The sequence below is a fragment of the Streptomyces sp. NBC_01571 genome (assembly GCF_026339875.1).
Lineage (GTDB): Bacteria > Actinomycetota > Actinomycetes > Streptomycetales > Streptomycetaceae > Streptomyces.
Window position 1 is genome coordinate 2,331,094 of sequence record NZ_JAPEPZ010000001.1, and the last position, 20,336, is coordinate 2,351,429.

The window sequence follows — 20,336 nt, forward strand, 5'->3', positions numbered from 1 at the left end:
CGCGCGGACCGTCGGGCCGCCCCGCCCGTCAGACCGCGCGGTTGCGCCGACGTGCCAGCTCGTCCGCGGGGTTGTGTCCGACGAGCGTCTCGCCCGTGTCCACCCGCTCCCCGTGCAACTGTGAGAGGGCGTTCTCGACGTCCCGCCACACCACGCCCACGGCGATCCCGAAAACGCCCTGGCCGCCCTGGAGCAGGGCGTGGACCTCGTCGGGCGAGGAACACTCGTAGACGGTCGCGCCGTCGCTCATCAGCGTCATCCGCTCCAGGTCCCGGAAGCCTCGCTCCCTGAGGTGCTGGACCGTGGTGCGGATGTTCTGCAGCGACACTCCCGTGTCGAGGAACCGCTTCACGATCTTCAGGACCACCACGTCCCGGAAGCTGTACAACCGCTGCGTCCCCGACCCGTAGGCGGGCCGCACACTCGGCTCGACCAGACCGGTCCTCGCCCAGTAGTCGAGCTGCCGGTAGGTGATGCCCGCGGCGGCACACGCCGTGGGCCCCCGGTAGCCGATCTCCTCGGCCGCCGTCCCGCCCTCGCCCGGCACCGCTGTCGGCCGCTGTGGAGCGTGGTCGGCCGTGCTGTCGTGGTGGGGGTACCCCCTGCTCGAGCCGAGCCGAGAGCTTGGGGGAGGGTACGGGCCGCTCTCCCCCAGACCGCGTCCGGGGGCACCCCCAGCCGTACCGTCGCCGCTGCTTCTCACGCCGACCTCCGTCCTTGACCTGCCTTCTCGACGGTAGGCAGTCACCAGGGGCGCGTCAACGATCGCCACACTCGGCACGCCGAGTGATAATCACCCTGAGAGTGGTTTCCCGTGTCCCACCGCGGGGAAAGGCTAGCCGAATGCTCTCGGAGTGAGCCGCAGCGCGCCACAGTCGCCACGGGCAATTGCCGCCCGGACTACTCCGATCCCGTGACACGGCACAGCTGCGGGAACGGGTGTCCGGGCGCCCGCCGGGGGCACCCGGCCCGTCACTGGCTGTTGGTCCCGAAGTCCTCGGGCGAGATCTGGTCGAGGAACTCCCGGAACTTCTCCACCTCGTCCTCCTGCTCGTCCGGAATCGCGATTCCCGCGTCGTCGAGCACCCCGTCACTGCCGTAGATCGGCGTTCCGGTGCGCAGCGCCAGCGCTATGGCGTCGGACGGACGGGCGCTGACCTCGACCCCGCTGGCGAACACCAGCTCCGCGTAGAAGACCCCCTCGCGCAGATCGGTGATGCGCACCTCGGTGAGCTCCTGGCCGACGGCTTCCAGCACGTCCTTGAACAGGTCGTGGGTCAGCGGTCGCGCGGGGGCCATGCCCTGCTGGGCGAAGGCGATCGCCGTCGCCTCCCCCGGTCCGATCCAGATGGGGAGGTAGCGATCGCCTCCCACTTCACGCAGGAGCACGATCGGTTGGTTGGAGGGCATTTCGACCCGGACACCTACGACATCGAGCTCGTTCACACAGCAACCCTAGGCCGTGCCCGGGACGTTTGGGTAGTCGAGCACAGAACGGGTGGGCGATCCGGCCGACTGTCAGGGCCCGAGGTCAGGGCAGCCTTACGCCCAGCGCGGTCTGCACGAGTGCGGCGTGCAGCCTCACCGTGAGCCCCGCCAGCTCCTTCGTACGCGCTTCCGCGTGCGCCCTGGTCTGCGGATTGCGGTGGCGCCTCAGCGGGGCCACCACCTGGTCCACCAGCCCCGCGTCCCGTTCGGCCGCGGCCTTCATCGCCCGCAGATGGCGTGGCTCGATACCGAACCGCCCCAGCTCGACGACGAGCGCTGCGACCGTCACCGCCTCGGCGTCGTACGTCCCCTCCGCCAGTGGGGCGATGAGCCCGTACGACTCCCACTCCTGCAGTTCCCGCTCGCCGATCTCCGCGGCGGCCAGCAGCTCCGAACGGCCCACCCGCACCGCCGTGGGCGCGTCGGGCTCCGGCAGCTCCGCGTCGCCCCCGTCGCGCTGGCGTCCCAGGGACGGCAGCCGTACGGGCTCGCCGCGCTCCAGGGCGTCCAGATGCTCGCGGATGACCTTCAGCGGAAGATAGTGGTCCCGCTGCATCCTCAGGACGTGCCCGAGCCGCTCGACGTCGTCCGCGCTGAACTTGCGATACCCCGAGGGTGTCCGCCGCGGCTCGATGAGCCCCTCCGACTCCAGGAACCGGATCTTGGAGATGGTGACCTCGGGGAACTCGTCACGCAGCGCGTTCAACACCGCGCCGATACTCATCAGCCCACTGTCCGCTGCGGCGGTACCGTTGCCGGCACCGCCGCTCGGTGATCGAAGCATGGACCTTCCTGGGGGTCCCCCCGGACGGAGTCTGGGGAAGGGTCAGATACCCCGCTGGCTCGCGTAGAAGACCAGCCGGTACTTACCGATCTGCACCTCGTCGCCGTTCGACAGCGGAACCGAGTCGATCCGCTCCCGGTTGACGTACGTCCCGTTCAGGCTGCCCACGTCGGCGACCGTGAACGAACCGTCCGCGGCACGACGGAACTCCACATGACGACGCGACACGGTCACGTCGTCGAGGAAGATGTCGCTCTGCGGATGGCGCCCGGCCGTGGTCAGCTCACCGTCCAGGAGGAAGCGGCTGCCCGAGTTCGGACCGCGGCGGACCACCAGGAGCGCCGAGCCGAGCGGCAGGGCGTCCACGGCGGCCTGCGCCTCCGGAGAGAGCGTGGGCATCTGCGTCTGACCGGTGACCTCGGCATCGTAGGCCTCCAGGCCCGAGATGGAGATCGTCGACGTCGTCTCGGACGCACGCTCCGGGACGGCCCCGGGCCGCAGCGGCGCACCGCAGTTCGAACAGAAGCGGCTGTTTTCCGCGTTGCGGTTACCGCACCTCGTACACACCAGGGCCGACATGGGATCCTCCTGCCGCGGCTGCCCCCCGGGGACATGAGACGCGTACGGGTCGGCAGCGAACCCTCCACCCGTACTTGAGGCTGACGGTTCCCCGAAACCTATGCGGCCGGACTGGGCAGGGTCAACAGACGGCGCGCCCTGACCACCGGAAATGTCGCCGCCCGGACCAGCGACCTGGTCCCGGAACAGCGGGCGCTCGCCACCCTGGCCCTCCACGTCTCCATGGCGTGGTGCACGGTGCCGGGCGTTGTCGCCGCCCTCGCGTGCGCTCTTGCCGAACAACTTCGCAAACAACTTCACGGGCGATTCCCCTTGACCGAAACAGACCCGCCCGTGGGGCAGGACGAACCCTGATTGCACACACCGGTCGACCCGGACATCCTCACAACGTCCGTATCCACCAGACAGTTTCCACCACGCACCACCCATTCGGTGCGCCGACCCCCCGCAACCTCATGCCCTCGCCGCACCACCCGCATGCGCCCCCGGCTCACTGGGAGGAGGACCGAGCGTAGTCAGGCAGCTTCGCGGCCCGCAAGGCGTCCACAACGATCTTCGTCGCACGCTCCACCGTGACGGTGGCCTGCTCCTTCTCCAGAGTCTGCACCACGCCTCCGGGGATGTTGAGCGCCGGCTCGAGGTCCTGCGGCTTGCCGATGACCTTGAAACGATAGGGCTGGGTGATCTTGTTCCCGTCCACGCTCACGCCCTTCCCGGAGTCGCTCAGATACGTGCTGGCGACGACCCGCACACCGTTCACCTGAATCGCCTCCGCACCGGCCGCGCGCAGCTCCTGGATCGCGTCAAGCAGCATGTCCGCCTTGACCGTCCCCTTCGTATCGTTGATCGTCAGCGTGATGCCGGGTCCCTGCGCCGCCACCGTGCCCGCCAGAATGCCGAGTTGCTTCTCCTTCTCGGCCGTCTGCTTGCGCGCCTCGGCAGCCTGGTTCGAGCTGTTCTCCAGCTCGGTGCGCTGATCTTCGAGACCCTGCTTCTCGTCTTCAAGACGCTGAGTACGGTTGTCGAGTTCATCGAGGATACGTACGAGATCTTCTTGACGTGCGCCACGCAGCGCGCTGCCGCTGTCGCTGTTGGACGCCACCTGGACGGCCAGACCGAAGCCGAGGCCGAACAGCAGCAGCGCGACGATGAGTTGCGCACGGGACACTCTCGGCGGCCACAGCCCCTTCACCAGCCGCTGACGGCCGGTCAGCGCCGTGGCGGCCTCCGCGTCCTCCGGCGGGGGCGCGCCCTGCTGCTGGGGAGCCGAGCTCTCGGCGGCCGCGGCCGGAACCTCTTCGGGAAGTTCCCTGCGCAGTCGGTTGTCGGGGGTCTCACCCTCGTTGCTCATCGGCCTCACGCCCGGAACACGTGCCGGCGGATCGCCGCGGCGTTGGAGAAGATACGGATACCGAGGACGACCACGACACCGGTGGAGAGCTGGGCGCCGACGCCCAACTTGTCGCCCAGGAAGACGATCAGCGCGGCGACGACCACGTTCGACAGGAACGAGACGACGAAGACCTTGTCGTCGAAGATGCCGTCGAGCATCGCGCGCAGGCCTCCGAAGACGGCGTCGAGCGCCGCCACGACGGCGATCGGAAGGTAAGGTTCCACGATCACCGGAACCTCGGGCCGGACCAACAATCCAGCCACGACTCCCACGACGAGGCCCAGTACGGCGATCACGATGTGCCCTTCTCTGTGCTCGGCTGTGCTGTACGTACGATCACACTTGGTGCAGCGGACAACCGGACGTCGTCGTCGACGGAGATGCTGGTCCGGATGCCGTAGTTCTCCTGAAGGGCGTGAAGATACAGCCCGTCGGCACTGTTCTGGAACCTGGTGCTGAGCCGCTCGCCGTCCCCTACCGCGAGCACCGTGTAGGGCGGCACCAGCGGCTTGTTGTCGACCAGTATCGCGTCTCCCGCGGCCCGGATCGCCGAGAGCGCCGTCAGCCGCTGTCCGTTGATCGACACGGCCTCCGCACCGGACTCCCAGAGCCCGTTGACGACCCGCTGCATGTCACGGTCACGGACCCGGCCGGTATCCGAGAACCCGTTGGTCTCACGCGGATCGCCGTCACCGCCCTGGGTGGCTTCCTTGGCGTCGTTCACGACCAGCTTCACGCCGGGACCGTGCACGGCGACGGCACCCGACAGGATGCCGACCAGGTCGGCCTGGTCGCCGCCCCCCTGCTTTTTCAGCGCCTCGCGCTGCCGGGCGCTCACGTCGTCGCGCAGGGTGTCGACACTGCTCTCGAGCTTGTCCGCGGACGAGGTCTCGCGCTGGATCCGGTCGATGAGTTCCTGGCGCTCCTTGGCCACCACGGGCGCCGCGATCCGGGCGTTGGCCGCTCCCACGGTCACGACCAGGGCGGCGAGCACGAGACCGGCGGCGAGACCGAGCTTCGCCCGTACCGTCTTCGGCATGCCGCCGGCGCCTTCGGTCTTCCTGCGGGCGGCCGCCTCGGCGTATCCGTCGTCGAGGCTGTGGTCCATGACGTTGGTGAGCAGCGACATGGAGGCGTCCGGGCGCGGGGGGCGCGGAGGTGTGCTCCGAACGGGGGGCTGCTGCGGCATGCCGCACATCGTCGCACGTCGTGGGTGCTACCTCCGAATGGCCCCACCCGCGTGCCGGACAGGCCCCCCTTGGGGACACCTGTCCGGCACGCGCGTGTGCCTGCCTCGAACCAGGCGACGCTCGCGCGACGGGGCGAACGCCGCCTGTTTGCGGCTAGCGGCCGGCGCTGTCCACGACGGCCGCCCACTCGTCGAGCAGGGCCTCAGCCGACGCGACGTCGGGACCTTCGGCCCAGAGATGCGTCACGGCCTCGGCGGGGTCGGGCAGCACCATCACCCAGCGCCCGTCGGCCTCCACGACCCGAACACCGTCGGTGGTGTCCACGAACCGGTCCCCCGCCTCCTCCACGACTCGGCGCATCACGAGGCCCTTGACCGCCCAGGGAGTCGCGAGGTCCCGCTTGAGGACGTGCGCCCGCGGAATCCGCGCGTCGATCTGGCTGAGCGTGAGCTGCGTCCGCGCCACCAGTCCGATGAGGCGGACGAAGGCGGCCGCCCCGTCGAACACACTGCTGAACTCCGGGATGATGAAGCCGCCGCGGCCGTCACCACCGAAGATCGTCGACTCGTCCCGTCCGACCCGGGTCAGGTCGTCCGGCGACGTGGTCGTCCACTCCACCTGGGTACCGTGATAGGCCGCCACCTGCTCGGCGATGCGCGTAGTGGTCACCGGCAGCGCCACTCGCCCGCTGCGCCGTTCCGCGGCCACCAGGTCGAGCATCACGAGGAGAGCCCGGTCGTCCTCGACGATCCGTCCCTTCTCGTCGACCAGCGAGAGCCGCTCGCCCACCGGGTCGAAGCGCACTCCGAACGCGGCGCGCGCGGACGCGACGATCTCGCCGAGCCGCACCAGTCCGGCCCGCCGGGTGTCGGCGGTTTCCGTCGGCCTGGACTCGTCCAGGCCGGGGTTGATGGTCAGGGAGTCGACACCGAGCTTGCCCAACAGGCTGGGAAGCACCAGCCCGGCACTGCCGTTCGAGGCGTCCACGACGACCTTCAGCCCCGACTCGGCGACACCCGTCGTGTCCACGTTCCTGAGCAGGGAGCCCGTGTACGAGTCGAAGACGCTGGCCGGGAAGTACAGATCCCCGATCTCACCCGGGAACGCGCGCCGGTACTCCTGTCGCGCGAACACCCGGTCGAGCTTCCGCTGCCCACCCTGTGACAGGTCGGCACCTTCCCCGTCGAAGAACATGATGTCGACGGAGTCCGGCACCCCGGGTGTCGTGCGGATCATGATCCCGCCCGCGCTGCCTCGCGCCGTCTGCTGCCTGGCCACAGGCAGCGGTACGTTCTCCAGGTCGCGTACGTCGATGGCGCTGGCCTGCAGCGCCGAGATGACCGCCCTCTTCAGCGCCCGCGCACCTCGGGAGTGGTCACGGGCAGTGGTGACCGTGGAGCCCTTCTTGAGCGTCGTCGCGTAAGCGCCCGCGAGTCGCACCGCCAGTTCCGGAGTGATCTCCACATTCAGGATGCCGGACACACCGCGCGCTCCGAAGAGATGCGCCTGACCGCGCGACTCCCAGATCACCGAGGTGTTGACGAAGGCGCCGGCCTCGATGGTCTTGAAGGGATAGACGCGTACGTTTCCCTGAATGATCGATTCTTCGCCGACGAGGCATTCGTCGCCGATGACGGCGCCGTCCTCGATCCGTGCGGCCCGCATGATGTCGGTGTTCTTGCCGATGACACAGCCCCGGAGATTGCTGTGCTGGCCGACGTACACGTTGTCGTGCACGACGGCTCTGTGCAGGAAGGCACCGCTTTTGACGACGACGTTGGAGCCGATGACCGTGTGTTCACGGATTTCGGCGTCCGCCTCGACCTTCGCGTAGTCCCCGATGTAGAGCGGCCCGCGCAGCACGGCGTCGGGGTGCACTTCGGCGCCTTCGGCGACCCACACGCCCGGGGAGATCTCGAAGCCGTCGATCTCGACGTCGACCTTGCCCTCCAGGACGTCGGCCTGCGCCTTCACGTAGCTCTCGTGGGTGCCCACGTCCTCCCAGTAGCCCTCGGCGATGTATCCGAAGACCGGCTTTCCTTCCTTCATCAGTTGAGGGAAGACATCGCCTGACCAGTCGACCGAGACATCCGCCTCGACGTAGTCGAAGACTTCGGGCTCCATGACGTAAATACCCGTGTTCACCGTGTCCGAGAAGACCTGACCCCAGGTCGGCTTCTCCAGGAAGCGCTCGACCTTGCCCTCTTCGTCCACGATGGTGATGCCGAATTCGAGGGGGTTGGGGACACGCGTCAGGCAGACGGTGACCAGCGCACCCTTTTCCTTGTGGAAATTGATGAGATCGGTGAGGTCGAAGTCGGTCAGGGCATCGCCGGAGATCACCAGGAAGGTGTCGTCCTTCAACGCCTCTTCGGCGTTCTTGACGCTACCGGCAGTACCGAGTGGCTTCTCCTCATTGGCATAGGTGAGCTCCATGCCGAGCTCCTCGCCGTCACCGAAGTAGTTCTTGACCAGAGAGGCCAGGAACTGAACAGTCACAACGGTCTCGTTGAGCCCATGCCTTTTGAGCAGCCTGAGCACGTGCTCCATGATCGGGCGGTTGGCCACGGGCAGGAGCGGCTTGGGCATGCTTGAGGTCATGGGACGAAGGCGAGTACCTTCGCCTCCGGCCATCACTACGGCCTTCATGTCGGAAGCGTCCTCCTTTAAGAGACGACGGACTAGCCGACTTCACCCGTCCAGATTGTCCCGCAGTTTTCGAGCGCGGGCCATCGGGGCGCTTCAACTGCCCCCTCGGGCCGAGCTCAATCGGCGATGGTGTCCGCCCGGACAAGCCGGCGGACCTGCACCATGTACAGGACTCCTGCCCACCAATAGAGGGTTGTACCCCACCCGGCGAACGCCCATCCGAAAATCGCACCGAGTGACGCGATCCATCCGTGTCCGTCGCTGAGCAGCAACAACGGGAAGGCGTACATCAGGTTGAAGGTGGCTGCCTTCCCCAGGAAGTTCACCTGCGGCGGCGGATAGCCGTGGCGCCTGAGGATGCCCACCATGACCAGCAGTACCAGTTCACGCGCAAGAAGTGCGGCGGTCAGCCAGATCGGCAGAATCTCGCGCCAGGTGAGGCCCACGAGAGTGGACAGGATGTAGAGGCGGTCGGCCGCGGGGTCCAGCAGCCGGCCGAGGCTGCTGATCTGGTTCCAGCGCCGTGCGAGCTTCCCGTCGAGATAGTCACTGATGCCGCTCAGCATGAGCACGAGCAGGGCCCAGCCGTCGCTCTTGGGGCCTCCGAACTCCGGCCTGAGGATCAGCCACAGGAAGATGGGTACGCCGACCAGGCGTGCCATGCTGAGGATGTTCGGGATGGTGAGGACCCGGTCCGTCTGAACGCGGGTCTCCTGGACCTCCACCCGGGGGCCTCCTGTGGGAAATGTGCCAACGATGCCCCCTGACCTTACCCGCAGCCCTGACACCGCGACGCGGCGGGTGTGCGCCCCGCCGCAAAACGCGTTGCGAGGACGGCTGGGAAAGCCCGGAAAACAAAAAAGCTCCGGCTCTCGAGCGTATTGCCCGAGAGCCGGAGCTCTAAATTTTGTTCGGCGGCGTCCTACTCTCCCACAGGGTCCCCCCTGCAGTACCATCGGCGCTGTAAGGCTTAGCTTCCGGGTTCGGAATGTAACCGGGCGTTTCCCTCACGCTATGACCACCGAAACACTATGAAACTGTCAACCGGAGCCGTGGCAAAGCTACGACGGTTGTTCGTGGTTTCAGAACCAACACAGTGGACGCGAGCAACTGAGGACAAGCCCTCGGCCTATTAGTACCGGTCACCTCCAGCGGTTACCCGCCTTCCAGATCCGGCCTATCAACCCAGTCGTCTACTGGGAGCCTTAACCCCTCAAAGGGGGTGGGAATACTCATCTCGAAGCAGGCTTCCCGCTTAGATGCTTTCAGCGGTTATCCCTCCCGAACGTAGCCAACCAGCCATGCCCTTGGCAGGACAACTGGCACACCAGAGGTTCGTCCGTCCCGGTCCTCTCGTACTAGGGACAGCCCTTCTCAATATTCCTACGCGCACAGCGGATAGGGACCGAACTGTCTCACGACGTTCTAAACCCAGCTCGCGTACCGCTTTAATGGGCGAACAGCCCAACCCTTGGGACCGACTCCAGCCCCAGGATGCGACGAGCCGACATCGAGGTGCCAAACCATCCCGTCGATATGGACTCTTGGGGAAGATCAGCCTGTTATCCCCGGGGTACCTTTTATCCGTTGAGCGACGGCGCTTCCACAAGCCACCGCCGGATCACTAGTCCCGACTTTCGTCCCTGCTCGACCCGTCGGTCTCACAGTCAAGCTCCCTTGTGCACTTACACTCAACACCTGATTACCAACCAGGCTGAGGGAACCTTTGGGCGCCTCCGTTACTCTTTAGGAGGCAACCGCCCCAGTTAAACTACCCATCAGACACTGTCCCTGATCCGGATCACGGACCCAGGTTAGACATCCAGCACGACCAGACTGGTATTTCAACGACGACTCCACCATGGCTGGCGCCATGACTTCAAAGTCTCCCAGCTATCCTACACAAGCCGAACCGAACACCAATATCAAACTGTAGTAAAGGTCCCGGGGTCTTTCCGTCCTGCTGCGCGAAACGAGCATCTTTACTCGTAGTGCAATTTCACCGGGCCTATGGTTGAGACAGTCGAGAAGTCGTTACGCCATTCGTGCAGGTCGGAACTTACCCGACAAGGAATTTCGCTACCTTAGGATGGTTATAGTTACCACCGCCGTTTACTGGCGCTTAAGTTCTCAGCTTCGCCAAACCGAAGTTTGACTAACCGGTCCCCTTAACGTTCCAGCACCGGGCAGGCGTCAGTCCGTATACATCGCCTTACGGCTTCGCACGGACCTGTGTTTTTAGTAAACAGTCGCTTCTCGCTGGTCTCTGCGGCCACCCCCAGCTCACCGAGTAAATCGGATCACCAGTGATGGCCCCCCTTCTCCCGAAGTTACGGGGGCATTTTGCCGAGTTCCTTAACCATAGTTCACCCGAACGCCTCGGTATTCTCTACCTGACCACCTGAGTCGGTTTAGGGTACGGGCCGCCATGAAACTCGCTAGAGGCTTTTCTCGACAGCATAGGATCATCCACTTCACCACAATCGGCTCGGCATCAGGTCTCAGCCTTGATGTGCGACGGATTTACCTATCACACGGCCTACACCCTTACCCCGGGACAACCACCGCCCGGGATGGACTACCTTCCTGCGTCACCCCATCACTCACCTACTACAGGTCTGGACCATCGGCTCCACCACTCCCCTTTGCCCGAAGGCTCCAGGGCGGCTTCACGGACTTAGCATCGCCTGGTTCAATGTTTGACGCTTCACAGCGGGTACCGGAATATCAACCGGTTATCCATCGACTACGCCTGTCGGCCTCGCCTTAGGTCCCGACTTACCCTGGGCAGATCAGCTTGACCCAGGAACCCTTAGTCAATCGGCGCACACGTTTCTCACGTGTGTATCGCTACTCATGCCTGCATTCTCACTCGTGAACCGTCCACCACTGCCTTCCGGCGCGGCTTCACCCGGCACACGACGCTCCCCTACCCATCACAGCAGGCGTTGGCCCTATTGCTGCAATGACACGACTTCGGCGGTACGCTTGAGCCCCGCTACATTGTCGGCGCGGAATCACTAGACCAGTGAGCTATTACGCACTCTTTCAAGGGTGGCTGCTTCTAAGCCAACCTCCTGGTTGTCTGTGCGACTCCACATCCTTTCCCACTTAGCGTACGCTTAGGGGCCTTAGTCGATGCTCTGGGCTGTTTCCCTCTCGACCATGGAGCTTATCCCCCACAGTCTCACTGCCGCGCTCTCACTTACCGGCATTCGGAGTTTGGCTAAGGTCAGTAACCCGGTAGGGCCCATCGCCTATCCAGTGCTCTACCTCCGGCAAGAAACACACGACGCTGCACCTAAATGCATTTCGGGGAGAACCAGCTATCACGGAGTTTGATTGGCCTTTCACCCCTAACCACAGGTCATCCCCCAGGTTTTCAACCCTGGTGGGTTCGGTCCTCCACGACCTCTTACAGCCGCTTCAACCTGCCCATGGCTAGATCACTCCGCTTCGGGTCTTGAGCGCGCTACTAAATCGCCCTATTCGGACTCGCTTTCGCTACGGCTTCCCCACACGGGTTAACCTCGCAACACACCGCAAACTCGCAGGCTCATTCTTCAAAAGGCACGCAGTCACGACGCACTGAGTAAACTCAATGCGCGACGCTCCCACGGCTTGTAGGCACACGGTTTCAGGTACTATTTCACTCCGCTCCCGCGGTACTTTTCACCATTCCCTCACGGTACTATCCGCTATCGGTCACCAGGGAATATTTAGGCTTAGCGGGTGGTCCCGCCAGATTCACACGGGATTTCTCGGGCCCCGTGCTACTTGGGTGTTTCTCAAACGAGCCGTTGACGTTTCGACTACGGGGGTCTTACCCTCTACGCCGGACCTTTCGCATGTCCTTCGCCTACATCAACGGTTTCTGACTCGTCTCACGGCCGGCAGACCGTGAAAGAGAAATCCCACAACCCCACATACGCAACCCCTGCCGGGTCTCACACGCATATGGTTTGGCCTCATCCAGTTTCGCTCGCCACTACTCCCGGAATCACGGTTGTTTTCTCTTCCTGCGGGTACTGAGATGTTTCACTTCCCCGCGTTCCCTCCACTTGCCCTATGTGTTCAGGCAAGGGTGACAGCCCATGACGACTGCCGGGTTTCCCCATTCGGAAACCCCCGGATCAAAGCCTGGTTGACGACTCCCCGGGGACTATCGTGGCCTCCCACGTCCTTCATCGGTTCCTGGTGCCAAGGCATCCACCGTGCGCCCTTAAAAACTTGGCCACAGATGCTCGCGTCCACTGTGCAGTTCTCAAACAACGACCAACCACCCATCACCCTGCCCCGAAGGGAAGTTCACTGGGGCCGGCACTGAAGGCAGCCAACAATCGGCCGTACCTTCAGACACCCAACAGCGTGCCCGACACCCTCGCCACTCATGATCAGCTTTCCACGCTCCGAAGAGCAGTACTGGCAGCCCGAGATGACTGAAAGTGCCGAATAATCAACGTTCCACCCATGAGCAACCACCGTCGAACGTGTGCCGACGTAATGGCCCTGGACCACCAGGCAAGCCTGGCAGCCTAGATGCTCCTTAGAAAGGAGGTGATCCAGCCGCACCTTCCGGTACGGCTACCTTGTTACGACTTCGTCCCAATCGCCAGTCCCACCTTCGACAGCTCCCTCCCACAAGGGGTTGGGCCACCGGCTTCGGGTGTTACCGACTTTCGTGACGTGACGGGCGGTGTGTACAAGGCCCGGGAACGTATTCACCGCAGCAATGCTGATCTGCGATTACTAGCAACTCCGACTTCATGGGGTCGAGTTGCAGACCCCAATCCGAACTGAGACAGGCTTTTTGAGATTCGCTCCGCCTCACGGCTTCGCAGCTCATTGTACCTGCCATTGTAGCACGTGTGCAGCCCAAGACATAAGGGGCATGATGACTTGACGTCGTCCCCACCTTCCTCCGAGTTGACCCCGGCAGTCTCCTGTGAGTCCCCATCACCCCGAAGGGCATGCTGGCAACACAGAACAAGGGTTGCGCTCGTTGCGGGACTTAACCCAACATCTCACGACACGAGCTGACGACAGCCATGCACCACCTGTACACCGACCACAAGGGGGGCACTATCTCTAATGCTTTCCGGTGTATGTCAAGCCTTGGTAAGGTTCTTCGCGTTGCGTCGAATTAAGCCACATGCTCCGCTGCTTGTGCGGGCCCCCGTCAATTCCTTTGAGTTTTAGCCTTGCGGCCGTACTCCCCAGGCGGGGAACTTAATGCGTTAGCTGCGGCACCGACGACGTGGAATGTCGCCAACACCTAGTTCCCACCGTTTACGGCGTGGACTACCAGGGTATCTAATCCTGTTCGCTCCCCACGCTTTCGCTCCTCAGCGTCAGTAATGGCCCAGAGATCCGCCTTCGCCACCGGTGTTCCTCCTGATATCTGCGCATTTCACCGCTACACCAGGAATTCCGATCTCCCCTACCACACTCTAGCTAGCCCGTATCGAATGCAGACCCGGGGTTAAGCCCCGGGCTTTCACACCCGACGTGACAAGCCGCCTACGAGCTCTTTACGCCCAATAATTCCGGACAACGCTTGCGCCCTACGTATTACCGCGGCTGCTGGCACGTAGTTAGCCGGCGCTTCTTCTGCAGGTACCGTCACTTTCGCTTCTTCCCTGCTGAAAGAGGTTTACAACCCGAAGGCCGTCATCCCTCACGCGGCGTCGCTGCATCAGGCTTTCGCCCATTGTGCAATATTCCCCACTGCTGCCTCCCGTAGGAGTCTGGGCCGTGTCTCAGTCCCAGTGTGGCCGGTCGCCCTCTCAGGCCGGCTACCCGTCGTCGCCTTGGTGAGCCACTACCTCACCAACAAGCTGATAGGCCGCGGGCTCATCCTTCACCGCCGGAGCTTTCAACCCACCCAGATGCCCAGGCAGGTATTATCCGGTATTAGACCCCGTTTCCAGGGCTTGTCCCAGAGTGAAGGGCAGATTGCCCACGTGTTACTCACCCGTTCGCCACTAATCCACCCCGAAGGGCTTCATCGTTCGACTTGCATGTGTTAAGCACGCCGCCAGCGTTCGTCCTGAGCCAGGATCAAACTCTCCGTGAATGTTTTCCCGTAATCGGGACGACACCACGAGAGCGGAACCAGGAAGAGGAATAATCCTCCCGGTTCACAGCGTCCTCGCTGTGCGCCTACCCCGAAGGGGCAGGACTTTTTCAAAGGAACCTCGTCCCAGCCGATCGGCCGGAGACGGGGTATCAACATATCTGGCGTTGATTTTTGGCACGCTGTTGAGTTCTCAAGGAACGGACGCTTCCTTTGTACTCACCCTCTCGGGCTTTCCTCCGGGCGCTTCCCTTCGGTCTTGCGTTTCCGACTCTATCAGACCGTTTCCGTATCCGATTTCCTCGGTGCTTTCCAGGTTTCCGCTTTCGCGTTTCCCTTTCCGGCGGTTCCAAAACACTATCAGTGTTTTTCCGTCTCTCTGACCACCATCCTGCAGACATGCAGAAGAGGACCCCGAGATAGGATCTGACAAGTTGGGTGCTGCCAGGCAACGACGCTTGGACGCGCCGCTCAGCCTCAAGCAGGAGTACGACTGTACAGGGGGCCTCGGAGCGGGCGCAAATCGTTTGCGCCGTGCTCTACGTCTGTCAACCGGAACCTCTCGTGCAGAACCGGCACTTCATATGACATACCCTGCTCAAACAGTGCGCCGTCCCGGACAGGCAGTGACGGCCCCTCATGAATCTCCACCTCTGGGAGGCTTCCCATGACCACCGTTACGTCCCCTCTTGCGGGACGCGCCATCGGACTCGCCGCGGTACCGGACCCCGTCTTCTCCGGGGCGATGGTCGGCCCCGGTACGGCGATCGATCCCCTACGTGAGCCCTCGGAGGCCGTCGCTCCCGTGGACGGAGTAATCGTGTCGCTCCACCCCCACGCCTTCGTCGTCGTCGACGACCAGGGTCACGGGGTGCTCACGCACCTGGGCATCGACACCGTGCAGCTCAACGGCGAGGGCTTCGAGCTGCTCGTCAACAAGGGAGACACCGTGACGCGCGGTCAGGCCGTGTTGCGCTGGAACCCGGCTGCCGTGGAGCAGGCCGGCAAGTCGCCGATCTGCCCGGTCGTCGCACTCGAGGCCACGGCCGACTCCCTCTCCGACGTCCGCGAGGACGGCGACGTGAAGTCCGGCGACACCCTCTTCGCCTGGCAGTGACCTCTGTGCCGTCCTCGACGGCACATCGCAAAACCACCGCGGCGGCGGGACCCGCCGCACTATCGGAGACGGGTGAGATGGAGACAACGCTGCGAGGCGTCGGCGTGAGCCACGGTGTGGCGATCGGCGAGGTTCGGCACATGGGAACGGCGGTCCTCGAACCGCCTGCCAAGCAGATCCCGGCAGAAGACGCGGAGCGCGAACAGGGGCGCGCCCGCAAGGCCGTCGAGGCCGTGGCGGCCGACCTGGTTGCGCGCGGGAATCTGGCGGGGGGCGAGGCCCAGCACGTGCTCGAGGCGCAGGCCATGATGGCCCAGGACCCCGAGCTGATGGCGGACGTCGACCGGCGTATCGCCGTCGGCAGCACGGCCGAGCGCGCGGTCTACGACGCGTTCGCCTCCTACCGGGCTCTGTTGGCCGGTGCCGGCGAGTACCTCGCCGGTCGTGTCGCCGACCTCGACGACGTGCGGAACCGCATCGTCGCCCGGCTGCTCGGCGTGCCCATGCCGGGTGTCCCGGACAGTGACGAGCCCTACGTCCTCATCGCCCGTGACCTCGCCCCCGCGGACACGGCGCTGCTCGACCCCACCCTCGTGCTCGGCTTCGTCACCGAGGAGGGCGGACCGACCAGCCACAGCGCGATCCTGGCGCGGGCACTCGGCGTGCCCGCCGTGGTCGCACTGCCCGGCGCCGGCGAACTCGCCGAGGGCACCGTGATCGCTGTGGACGGCAGCACCGGTGAGATCTTCGTGGAGCCGAGCGCGGAGAAGAAGGCGCAGCTTCAGGCCGCCGCCGAGGAACGCAGGGCGGCGCTGTCCGTCTCGACCGGTCCCGGCGCCACCTCCGACGGACACAAGGTGCCGCTGCTCGCCAACGTCGGTGGACCCTCGGACGTGCCGGCCGCTGTGGAGGCCGGCGCCGAAGGTGTCGGTCTGTTCCGTACCGAGTTCCTCTTCCTGGACGACAGCAAGCAGGCGCCCTCGGAGGAGAAGCAGGTAGAGGCGTACCGGCAGGTGCTCGAGGCGTTCCCCGAGGGGCGTGTCGTGGTACGGGTGCTGGACGCGGGCGCGGACAAGCCGCTCGAGTTCCTGACTCCGGCCGACGAGCCGAACCCGGCGCTGGGCGTGCGCGGTCTGCGTACGCTGCTCGACCACCCCGACGTGCTGCGCACGCAGCTGACGGCGCTGGCGAAGGCTTCGGAAGGGCTGCCGGTCTACCTCGAGGTGATGGCTCCGATGGTCGCGGACCGGATCGACGCCAAGGCGTTCGCCGACGCGTGCCGTGCCGCCGGACTGCGAGCGAAGTTCGGTGCCATGGTGGAGATCCCGTCGGCAGCGCTGCGGGCGCGATCGATCCTCCAGGAGGTCGAGTTCCTGTCCCTGGGCACGAACGACCTCGCGCAGTACACCTTCGCCGCGGACCGGCAGGTGGGCGCGGTGTCCCGGCTGCAGGATCCCTGGCAGCCGGCGTTGCTCGACCTGGTCGCGCTGTCCGCCGAGGCGGCGAAGACCGAGGGCAAGAGCTGTGGTGTCTGCGGTGAGGCCGCATCGGACCCGCTGCTCGCGTGTGTCCTGACCGGCCTGGGGATCACCTCCCTGTCGATGGGTGCCGCGTCGATTCCCTACGTCCGGGCGACGCTCGCCAAGTACACGCTCGCGCAGTGCGAACGTGCCGCCGCGGCCGCACGTGCCGCGGACACGGCCGAGGAGGCGCGCACGGCGGCTCAGGCGGTGCTCTCCGGCGAGTGACGGGACTCCTCGCCCAGCGAGGGTCGTCCGACGAGGGGCGCTCCACCTGCGGGTGGGGCGCCCCTTCGCGTTCAGTGGGTGTGGTCCGTCGTCCCTCCTTCGGGTCCGAGGTCGGGCGGTACGCAGTAGTCGACGCCCGATTCCGGCGGGACGAGGTCTCCGGACACGGCATCGGTGCAGTAGGCGTCGAAGACCTCGCCGGCGGTGAGGGGCTCCAGTCCGTCGGCGCGCAGGCGCCATCCGTAGACGCGGTCGGTCGTGCCGGGGGCGGTGGTGCGCATGACGAGGCCGCCGGCGCTCCCGGTGGCGATGCCGAGGGCGAGGACCGTGGTGAATTCCAGGGCTTCCGCTTCGTCGAGGCGGGCGGTGCCCTCGGCGTCGTCGTGGGCTCGGAGCGCAGCGACGAGTGCTTCGGGTGCCGTCGAGACGCTGCACACGAGATGGCGCTCGCCGGGACCCGCGGTGTCGAGGACCCGGGCGAGAAGGTGTGAGGCCCGCGCGAAGGACGCGCGTCCGATGTCCTCACCGCAGGAGGCGCAGTTGCCGACGCGGGCCAGGAGCGTCGTCGCGTACTCCCAGGTCGCTTTGCGGACGGCTTCGTCGATCAGGTCCGGGACGAGTTCGGCGAGAGGCTGGCCACGATAGGGAACGGTGGAGCCGGTGGAGGCCAGTTCGGCGGTGAAACGGGTGCGGCTGGCGGCGGCGTCGGGTTCCAGGCCGTTGTGGACGCAGAACTCCGCGTACTCCTCGGGGTCGAAGAGTGCCACCGTGGTGTGGCTGCCCTGGGCCGCGAGGGTCCGCAGCAAGGATTCCACCTGCTGGAGGTAGGCCGTGTGGTCGTCGAAGGTGAAGGTGCGGTAGCGCCGCATCGCCGTGAAGTCGTGCGCGTCGGTCAGGAGACCGATCGTGCCGGCGATTTCACGGCGCAGGACGCGTCGCATGGTCTGGTGTTCGGTGTGCGCCATTGTTTCCCCCTGTGTGCACAGTCGATCAATGCTCACTCACAGTAACCGGCGGCACTGACAACGGCCCGGGGGCGACGTGCCCGTGGCCCATTCCGTGAGGGAACAGGCAGGTCACGGGGGTGGACGTGTCGCGACCGTCCAGCCGACGGGCGCGGCTGGACGGTCGCGGTGACAGCGAGTGGACCGGTGCCGCGCCGGGCGGACGGTGCGAGTCCGAGGCCGCCCGAGCGGGTTGGCCGCGCAGGCTGGTCAGCCGCGCTTGCGGGCCAGTTCCTCGTAGAACCTCAGCAGTTCGACGTTGTCCACGGAGCCGACGTTCACCGCCTTGTCCAGAGGAGCGCCCTGCAGCAGGCGCTTGACCGGGACCTCGATGCGTTTGCCCGTGAGCGTGTGCGGGACGCCCGGGACCTCGATGACCTCGTCGGGGACATGGCGCGGGGAGAGCTGTTCGCGGATCGTCCGCTTGATGCGGTTCAGCAGGGCTTCGTCGAGTGCGGCTCCGGGGACGAGGTGGACGAAGAGGGGCATCCAGTAGCCGCCGTCGGGCTGTTCGATGCCGATGACGAGCGACTCCTTGATCTCGGGGAGGCGTTCGACGGCTTCGTAGATGTCGGCCGACCCCATGCGCACGCCCTGGCGGTTGAGCGTGGAGTCGGAGCGGCCATGGATGATCACGGAGTCCCGCGAGGTGACGGTGATCCAGTCGCCGTGACGCCACACTCCGGGATAGGTGTCGAAGTAACTGTCGTGGTACCGGCTGCCGTCGGGGTCGTTCCAGAAGCGGATGGGCATGGAAGGCATCGGGTTGGTGACCACGAGCTCACCGACTTCGTCGATGAGGGGCTTGCCGCTGGGGTCCCAGGACTGGAGGTCCGTGCCGAGGCCCGCCGCCTGGAGCTCGCCGATGTACACCGGGAGGGTGGGCACGGCTCCCGCGAAGCAGGAGCACACGTCGGTCCCCCCGCTGACGGAGGCGATCCACAGGTCCTCCCGCACCTCGTCGTGCAGCCAGCGGAAACCGTCGGGCGGCAGGGGCGAGCCGGTGGTCGCGACGCATCGCACGCGCGTGAGGTCGACGTCGCGCGAGGGGTGCACCCCCGCCTTGCGGCACGCCATGACGTACGCCGCGGACGTACCGAAGAGGGTCGCTCCCGTACGTTCGGCGATACGCCACTGGGCGCCGGTGTCCGGGTAGCCGGGGCTGCCGTCGTACAGGACGATCGTGGTGCCCGTGAGCAGGCCGGAGACGAGGAAGTTCCACATCATCCAGCCGGTGGACGTGTACCAGAAGAAGCGGTCCTCGGTGCTCAGGTCGCAGTGCAGCCCGAGCTGCTTGAGGTGTTCGACGAGGATGCCGCCCTGGGACTGGACGATCGCCTTGGGCAGGCCGGTCGTTCCCGAGGAATAGAGCACCCACAGGGGGTGGTCGAACGGCACCGGCTCGAAGACCGGTTCCACGTCGGCGGAGGTCAGCGTGGACCAGTCCAGGGCTCCTTCGGGGGCCTCGGTGCCGAGCAGCGGGATGTGCACGACGGCGCGCAGGGTGGGCAGTTCGCCACGCAGCTCGGCGACCACGTCGCGACGGTCGTGTTCCTTGCCGCCGTAGCGGTAGCCGTCGACCGTGAAGAGCACGACGGGTTCGACCTGCTGGAAGCGGTCGAGGACGCTGCGGGCTCCGAAGTCGGGAGCGCAGGAGGTCCACACGCCTCCCACGGCGGCCGTGGCGAGCAGGGCGACCACGGCCTGCGGAACGTTCGGGAGATAGCCGCTGACGCGGTCGCCCGGGTGTACGCCGAGGGCGCGCAGCTCGGCGGCCAGGGAGCCGACCTGGCGGCGCAGCTCGGACCAGCTCACGGGGGCCGGCTCGTGGGTCTCGTCGACGTACAGGAGCGCCGGTTCGTCCGCGCGGGTTCCGGCCGCGCGCAGGGCGTGCTCGGCGTAGTTGAGGGTCGCTCCCGGGAACCATTCGGCGCCGGGCATCGACCGGTCGCCGAGCACGCGCGCGTAGGGGGTCGAGAAGCGTACGTCGAACCACTCGGTGACGGCTTTCCAGAACGTGTCCAGTTCGTCCACCGACCAGCGGTGCAGTGCCGCGTAGCCACCGTGGGACGGGGCTCCGTGGTGCTCGGCCGCCCAGGCCTGGAACTTCGTGATCCGTGCCTGGGCGATGCGCTCCGGATCGGGCTCCCAGAGCGGTGAGGGGTTCGCGGTGGACATGGGGCGGCTCCCGGACTGTGCGCGTCGTGTGCGTCGGTCGCGCACGAGCTGGGGTGTGCGCGTCGCGCGGCTGACAGGGACGATGCCATGTGATCGACTTCAGCACCAGGGTGCGCCACACATAGTCGCC

13 protein-coding genes and 3 rRNA genes are annotated in these 20,336 nt (G+C 65.6%); 2 read left to right on the plus strand and 14 right to left on the minus strand.

From position 1 onward, the window contains the following. Window positions 1-28: 28 nt before the first annotated feature. The 12 genes from OHB41_RS10530 to OHB41_RS10585 form a co-directional block, all read right to left on the minus strand. Window positions 29-703, minus strand: a complete 675-nt coding sequence (locus OHB41_RS10530; protein ID WP_266697578.1) for a MerR family transcriptional regulator — start codon at window positions 701-703, stop codon at window positions 29-31. A 269-nt stretch (window positions 704-972) separates the two neighbouring features. Beyond that, a complete protein-coding gene (locus tag OHB41_RS10535; RefSeq protein ID WP_006123076.1) occupies window positions 973-1,446 on the minus strand; it encodes a bifunctional nuclease family protein in 474 nt (157 codons plus the stop codon). 85 nt (window positions 1,447-1,531) lie between these two features. Beyond that, the gene (gene ftsR / locus OHB41_RS10540) at window positions 1,532-2,272 is read right to left on the minus strand and encodes a transcriptional regulator FtsR (protein WP_266697579.1); all 741 of its coding nucleotides are present in this window, start codon (window positions 2,270-2,272) and stop codon (window positions 1,532-1,534) included. 42 nt (window positions 2,273-2,314) lie between these two features. Further along, on the minus strand, window positions 2,315-3,280 hold the full coding sequence (locus OHB41_RS10545; protein WP_266697580.1) for an FHA domain-containing protein: 966 nt from the start codon (window positions 3,278-3,280) through the stop codon (window positions 2,315-2,317). 61 nt (window positions 3,281-3,341) lie between these two features. Continuing rightward, window positions 3,342-4,202, minus strand: a complete 861-nt coding sequence (locus tag OHB41_RS10550; RefSeq protein ID WP_266697581.1) for a DUF881 domain-containing protein — start codon at window positions 4,200-4,202, stop codon at window positions 3,342-3,344. A gap of 5 nt (window positions 4,203-4,207) precedes the next feature. After that, the gene (locus OHB41_RS10555; protein WP_148007916.1) at window positions 4,208-4,540 is read right to left on the minus strand and encodes a small basic family protein; all 333 of its coding nucleotides are present in this window, start codon (window positions 4,538-4,540) and stop codon (window positions 4,208-4,210) included. Then, complete coding sequence (locus OHB41_RS10560) at window positions 4,537-5,433, minus strand: DUF881 domain-containing protein (protein WP_266697582.1); 897 nt, start codon at window positions 5,431-5,433, stop codon at window positions 4,537-4,539. Before OHB41_RS10560 ends, OHB41_RS10555 begins: the two co-directional genes overlap by 4 nt. 154 nt (window positions 5,434-5,587) lie before the next feature. Then, a complete protein-coding gene (locus tag OHB41_RS10565) occupies window positions 5,588-8,083 on the minus strand; it encodes a mannose-1-phosphate guanyltransferase (RefSeq protein WP_266697583.1) in 2,496 nt (831 codons plus the stop codon). Window positions 8,084-8,199: 116 nt separating this feature from the next. Next, window positions 8,200-8,808: a cardiolipin synthase ClsA gene (clsA, locus tag OHB41_RS10570; protein ID WP_266697584.1), complete on the minus strand. Its 609-nt coding sequence runs from the start codon at window positions 8,806-8,808 to the stop codon at window positions 8,200-8,202. Window positions 8,809-8,992: 184 nt separating this feature from the next. Next, window positions 8,993-9,109 (minus strand): 5S ribosomal RNA (rrf, locus tag OHB41_RS10575). Window positions 9,110-9,195: 86 nt separating this feature from the next. Continuing rightward, a 23S ribosomal RNA gene (locus tag OHB41_RS10580) occupies window positions 9,196-12,319 on the minus strand. A gap of 314 nt (window positions 12,320-12,633) precedes the next feature. Then, window positions 12,634-14,159, minus strand: a 16S ribosomal RNA gene (locus OHB41_RS10585). Together the 16S, 23S and 5S rRNA genes form the textbook arrangement of a ribosomal RNA operon. A gap of 667 nt (window positions 14,160-14,826) precedes the next feature. Here OHB41_RS10585 and OHB41_RS10590 point away from each other — a divergent pair. Together OHB41_RS10590 and ptsP are read left to right on the plus strand one after the other, a co-directional pair. Further along, window positions 14,827-15,276, plus strand: coding sequence for a PTS sugar transporter subunit IIA (locus tag OHB41_RS10590; RefSeq protein WP_266697585.1), 450 nt, complete (start codon window positions 14,827-14,829; stop codon window positions 15,274-15,276). A 77-nt stretch (window positions 15,277-15,353) separates the two neighbouring features. Beyond that, window positions 15,354-17,024: a phosphoenolpyruvate--protein phosphotransferase gene (gene ptsP / locus OHB41_RS10595; protein ID WP_266697586.1), complete on the plus strand. Its 1,671-nt coding sequence runs from the start codon at window positions 15,354-15,356 to the stop codon at window positions 17,022-17,024. 71 nt (window positions 17,025-17,095) lie between these two features. On the opposite strand, the gene OHB41_RS10600 is transcribed toward ptsP, so the two are convergent. After that, entirely contained in the window at window positions 17,096-17,989 is an 894-nt protein-coding gene (locus OHB41_RS10600) for a DUF8829 domain-containing protein (RefSeq protein WP_266697587.1), read from the minus strand. Window positions 17,990-18,238: 249 nt separating this feature from the next. After that, complete coding sequence (locus OHB41_RS10605) at window positions 18,239-20,206, minus strand: acetoacetate--CoA ligase (RefSeq protein WP_266697588.1); 1,968 nt, start codon at window positions 20,204-20,206, stop codon at window positions 18,239-18,241. Window positions 20,207-20,336 lie beyond the last annotated feature (130 nt).

Excerpts from the sequence above, each read along its gene's own strand:
- ftsR (WP_266697579.1), bottom strand. The coding sequence starts at position 2,272 with ATGCTTCGATCACCGAGCGGCGGTGCCGGCAACGGTACCGCCGCAGCG.
- OHB41_RS10545 (WP_266697580.1), bottom strand. The coding sequence starts at position 3,280 with ATGGGTGGTGCGTGGTGGAAACTGTCTGGTGGATACGGACGTTGTGAG.
- OHB41_RS10550 (WP_266697581.1), bottom strand. The coding sequence starts at position 4,202 with ATGAGCAACGAGGGTGAGACCCCCGACAACCGACTGCGCAGGGAACTT.
- OHB41_RS10560 (WP_266697582.1), bottom strand. The coding sequence starts at position 5,433 with ATGCCGCAGCAGCCCCCCGTTCGGAGCACACCTCCGCGCCCCCCGCGC.
- OHB41_RS10565 (WP_266697583.1), bottom strand. The coding sequence starts at position 8,083 with ATGAAGGCCGTAGTGATGGCCGGAGGCGAAGGTACTCGCCTTCGTCCC.
- OHB41_RS10590 (WP_266697585.1), top strand. The coding sequence starts at position 14,827 with ATGACCACCGTTACGTCCCCTCTTGCGGGACGCGCCATCGGACTCGCC.
- ptsP (WP_266697586.1), top strand. The coding sequence starts at position 15,354 with ATGGAGACAACGCTGCGAGGCGTCGGCGTGAGCCACGGTGTGGCGATC.
- OHB41_RS10600 (WP_266697587.1), bottom strand. The coding sequence starts at position 17,989 with ATGGCGCACACCGAACACCAGACCATGCGACGCGTCCTGCGCCGTGAA.
- OHB41_RS10605 (WP_266697588.1), bottom strand. The coding sequence starts at position 20,206 with ATGTCCACCGCGAACCCCTCACCGCTCTGGGAGCCCGATCCGGAGCGC.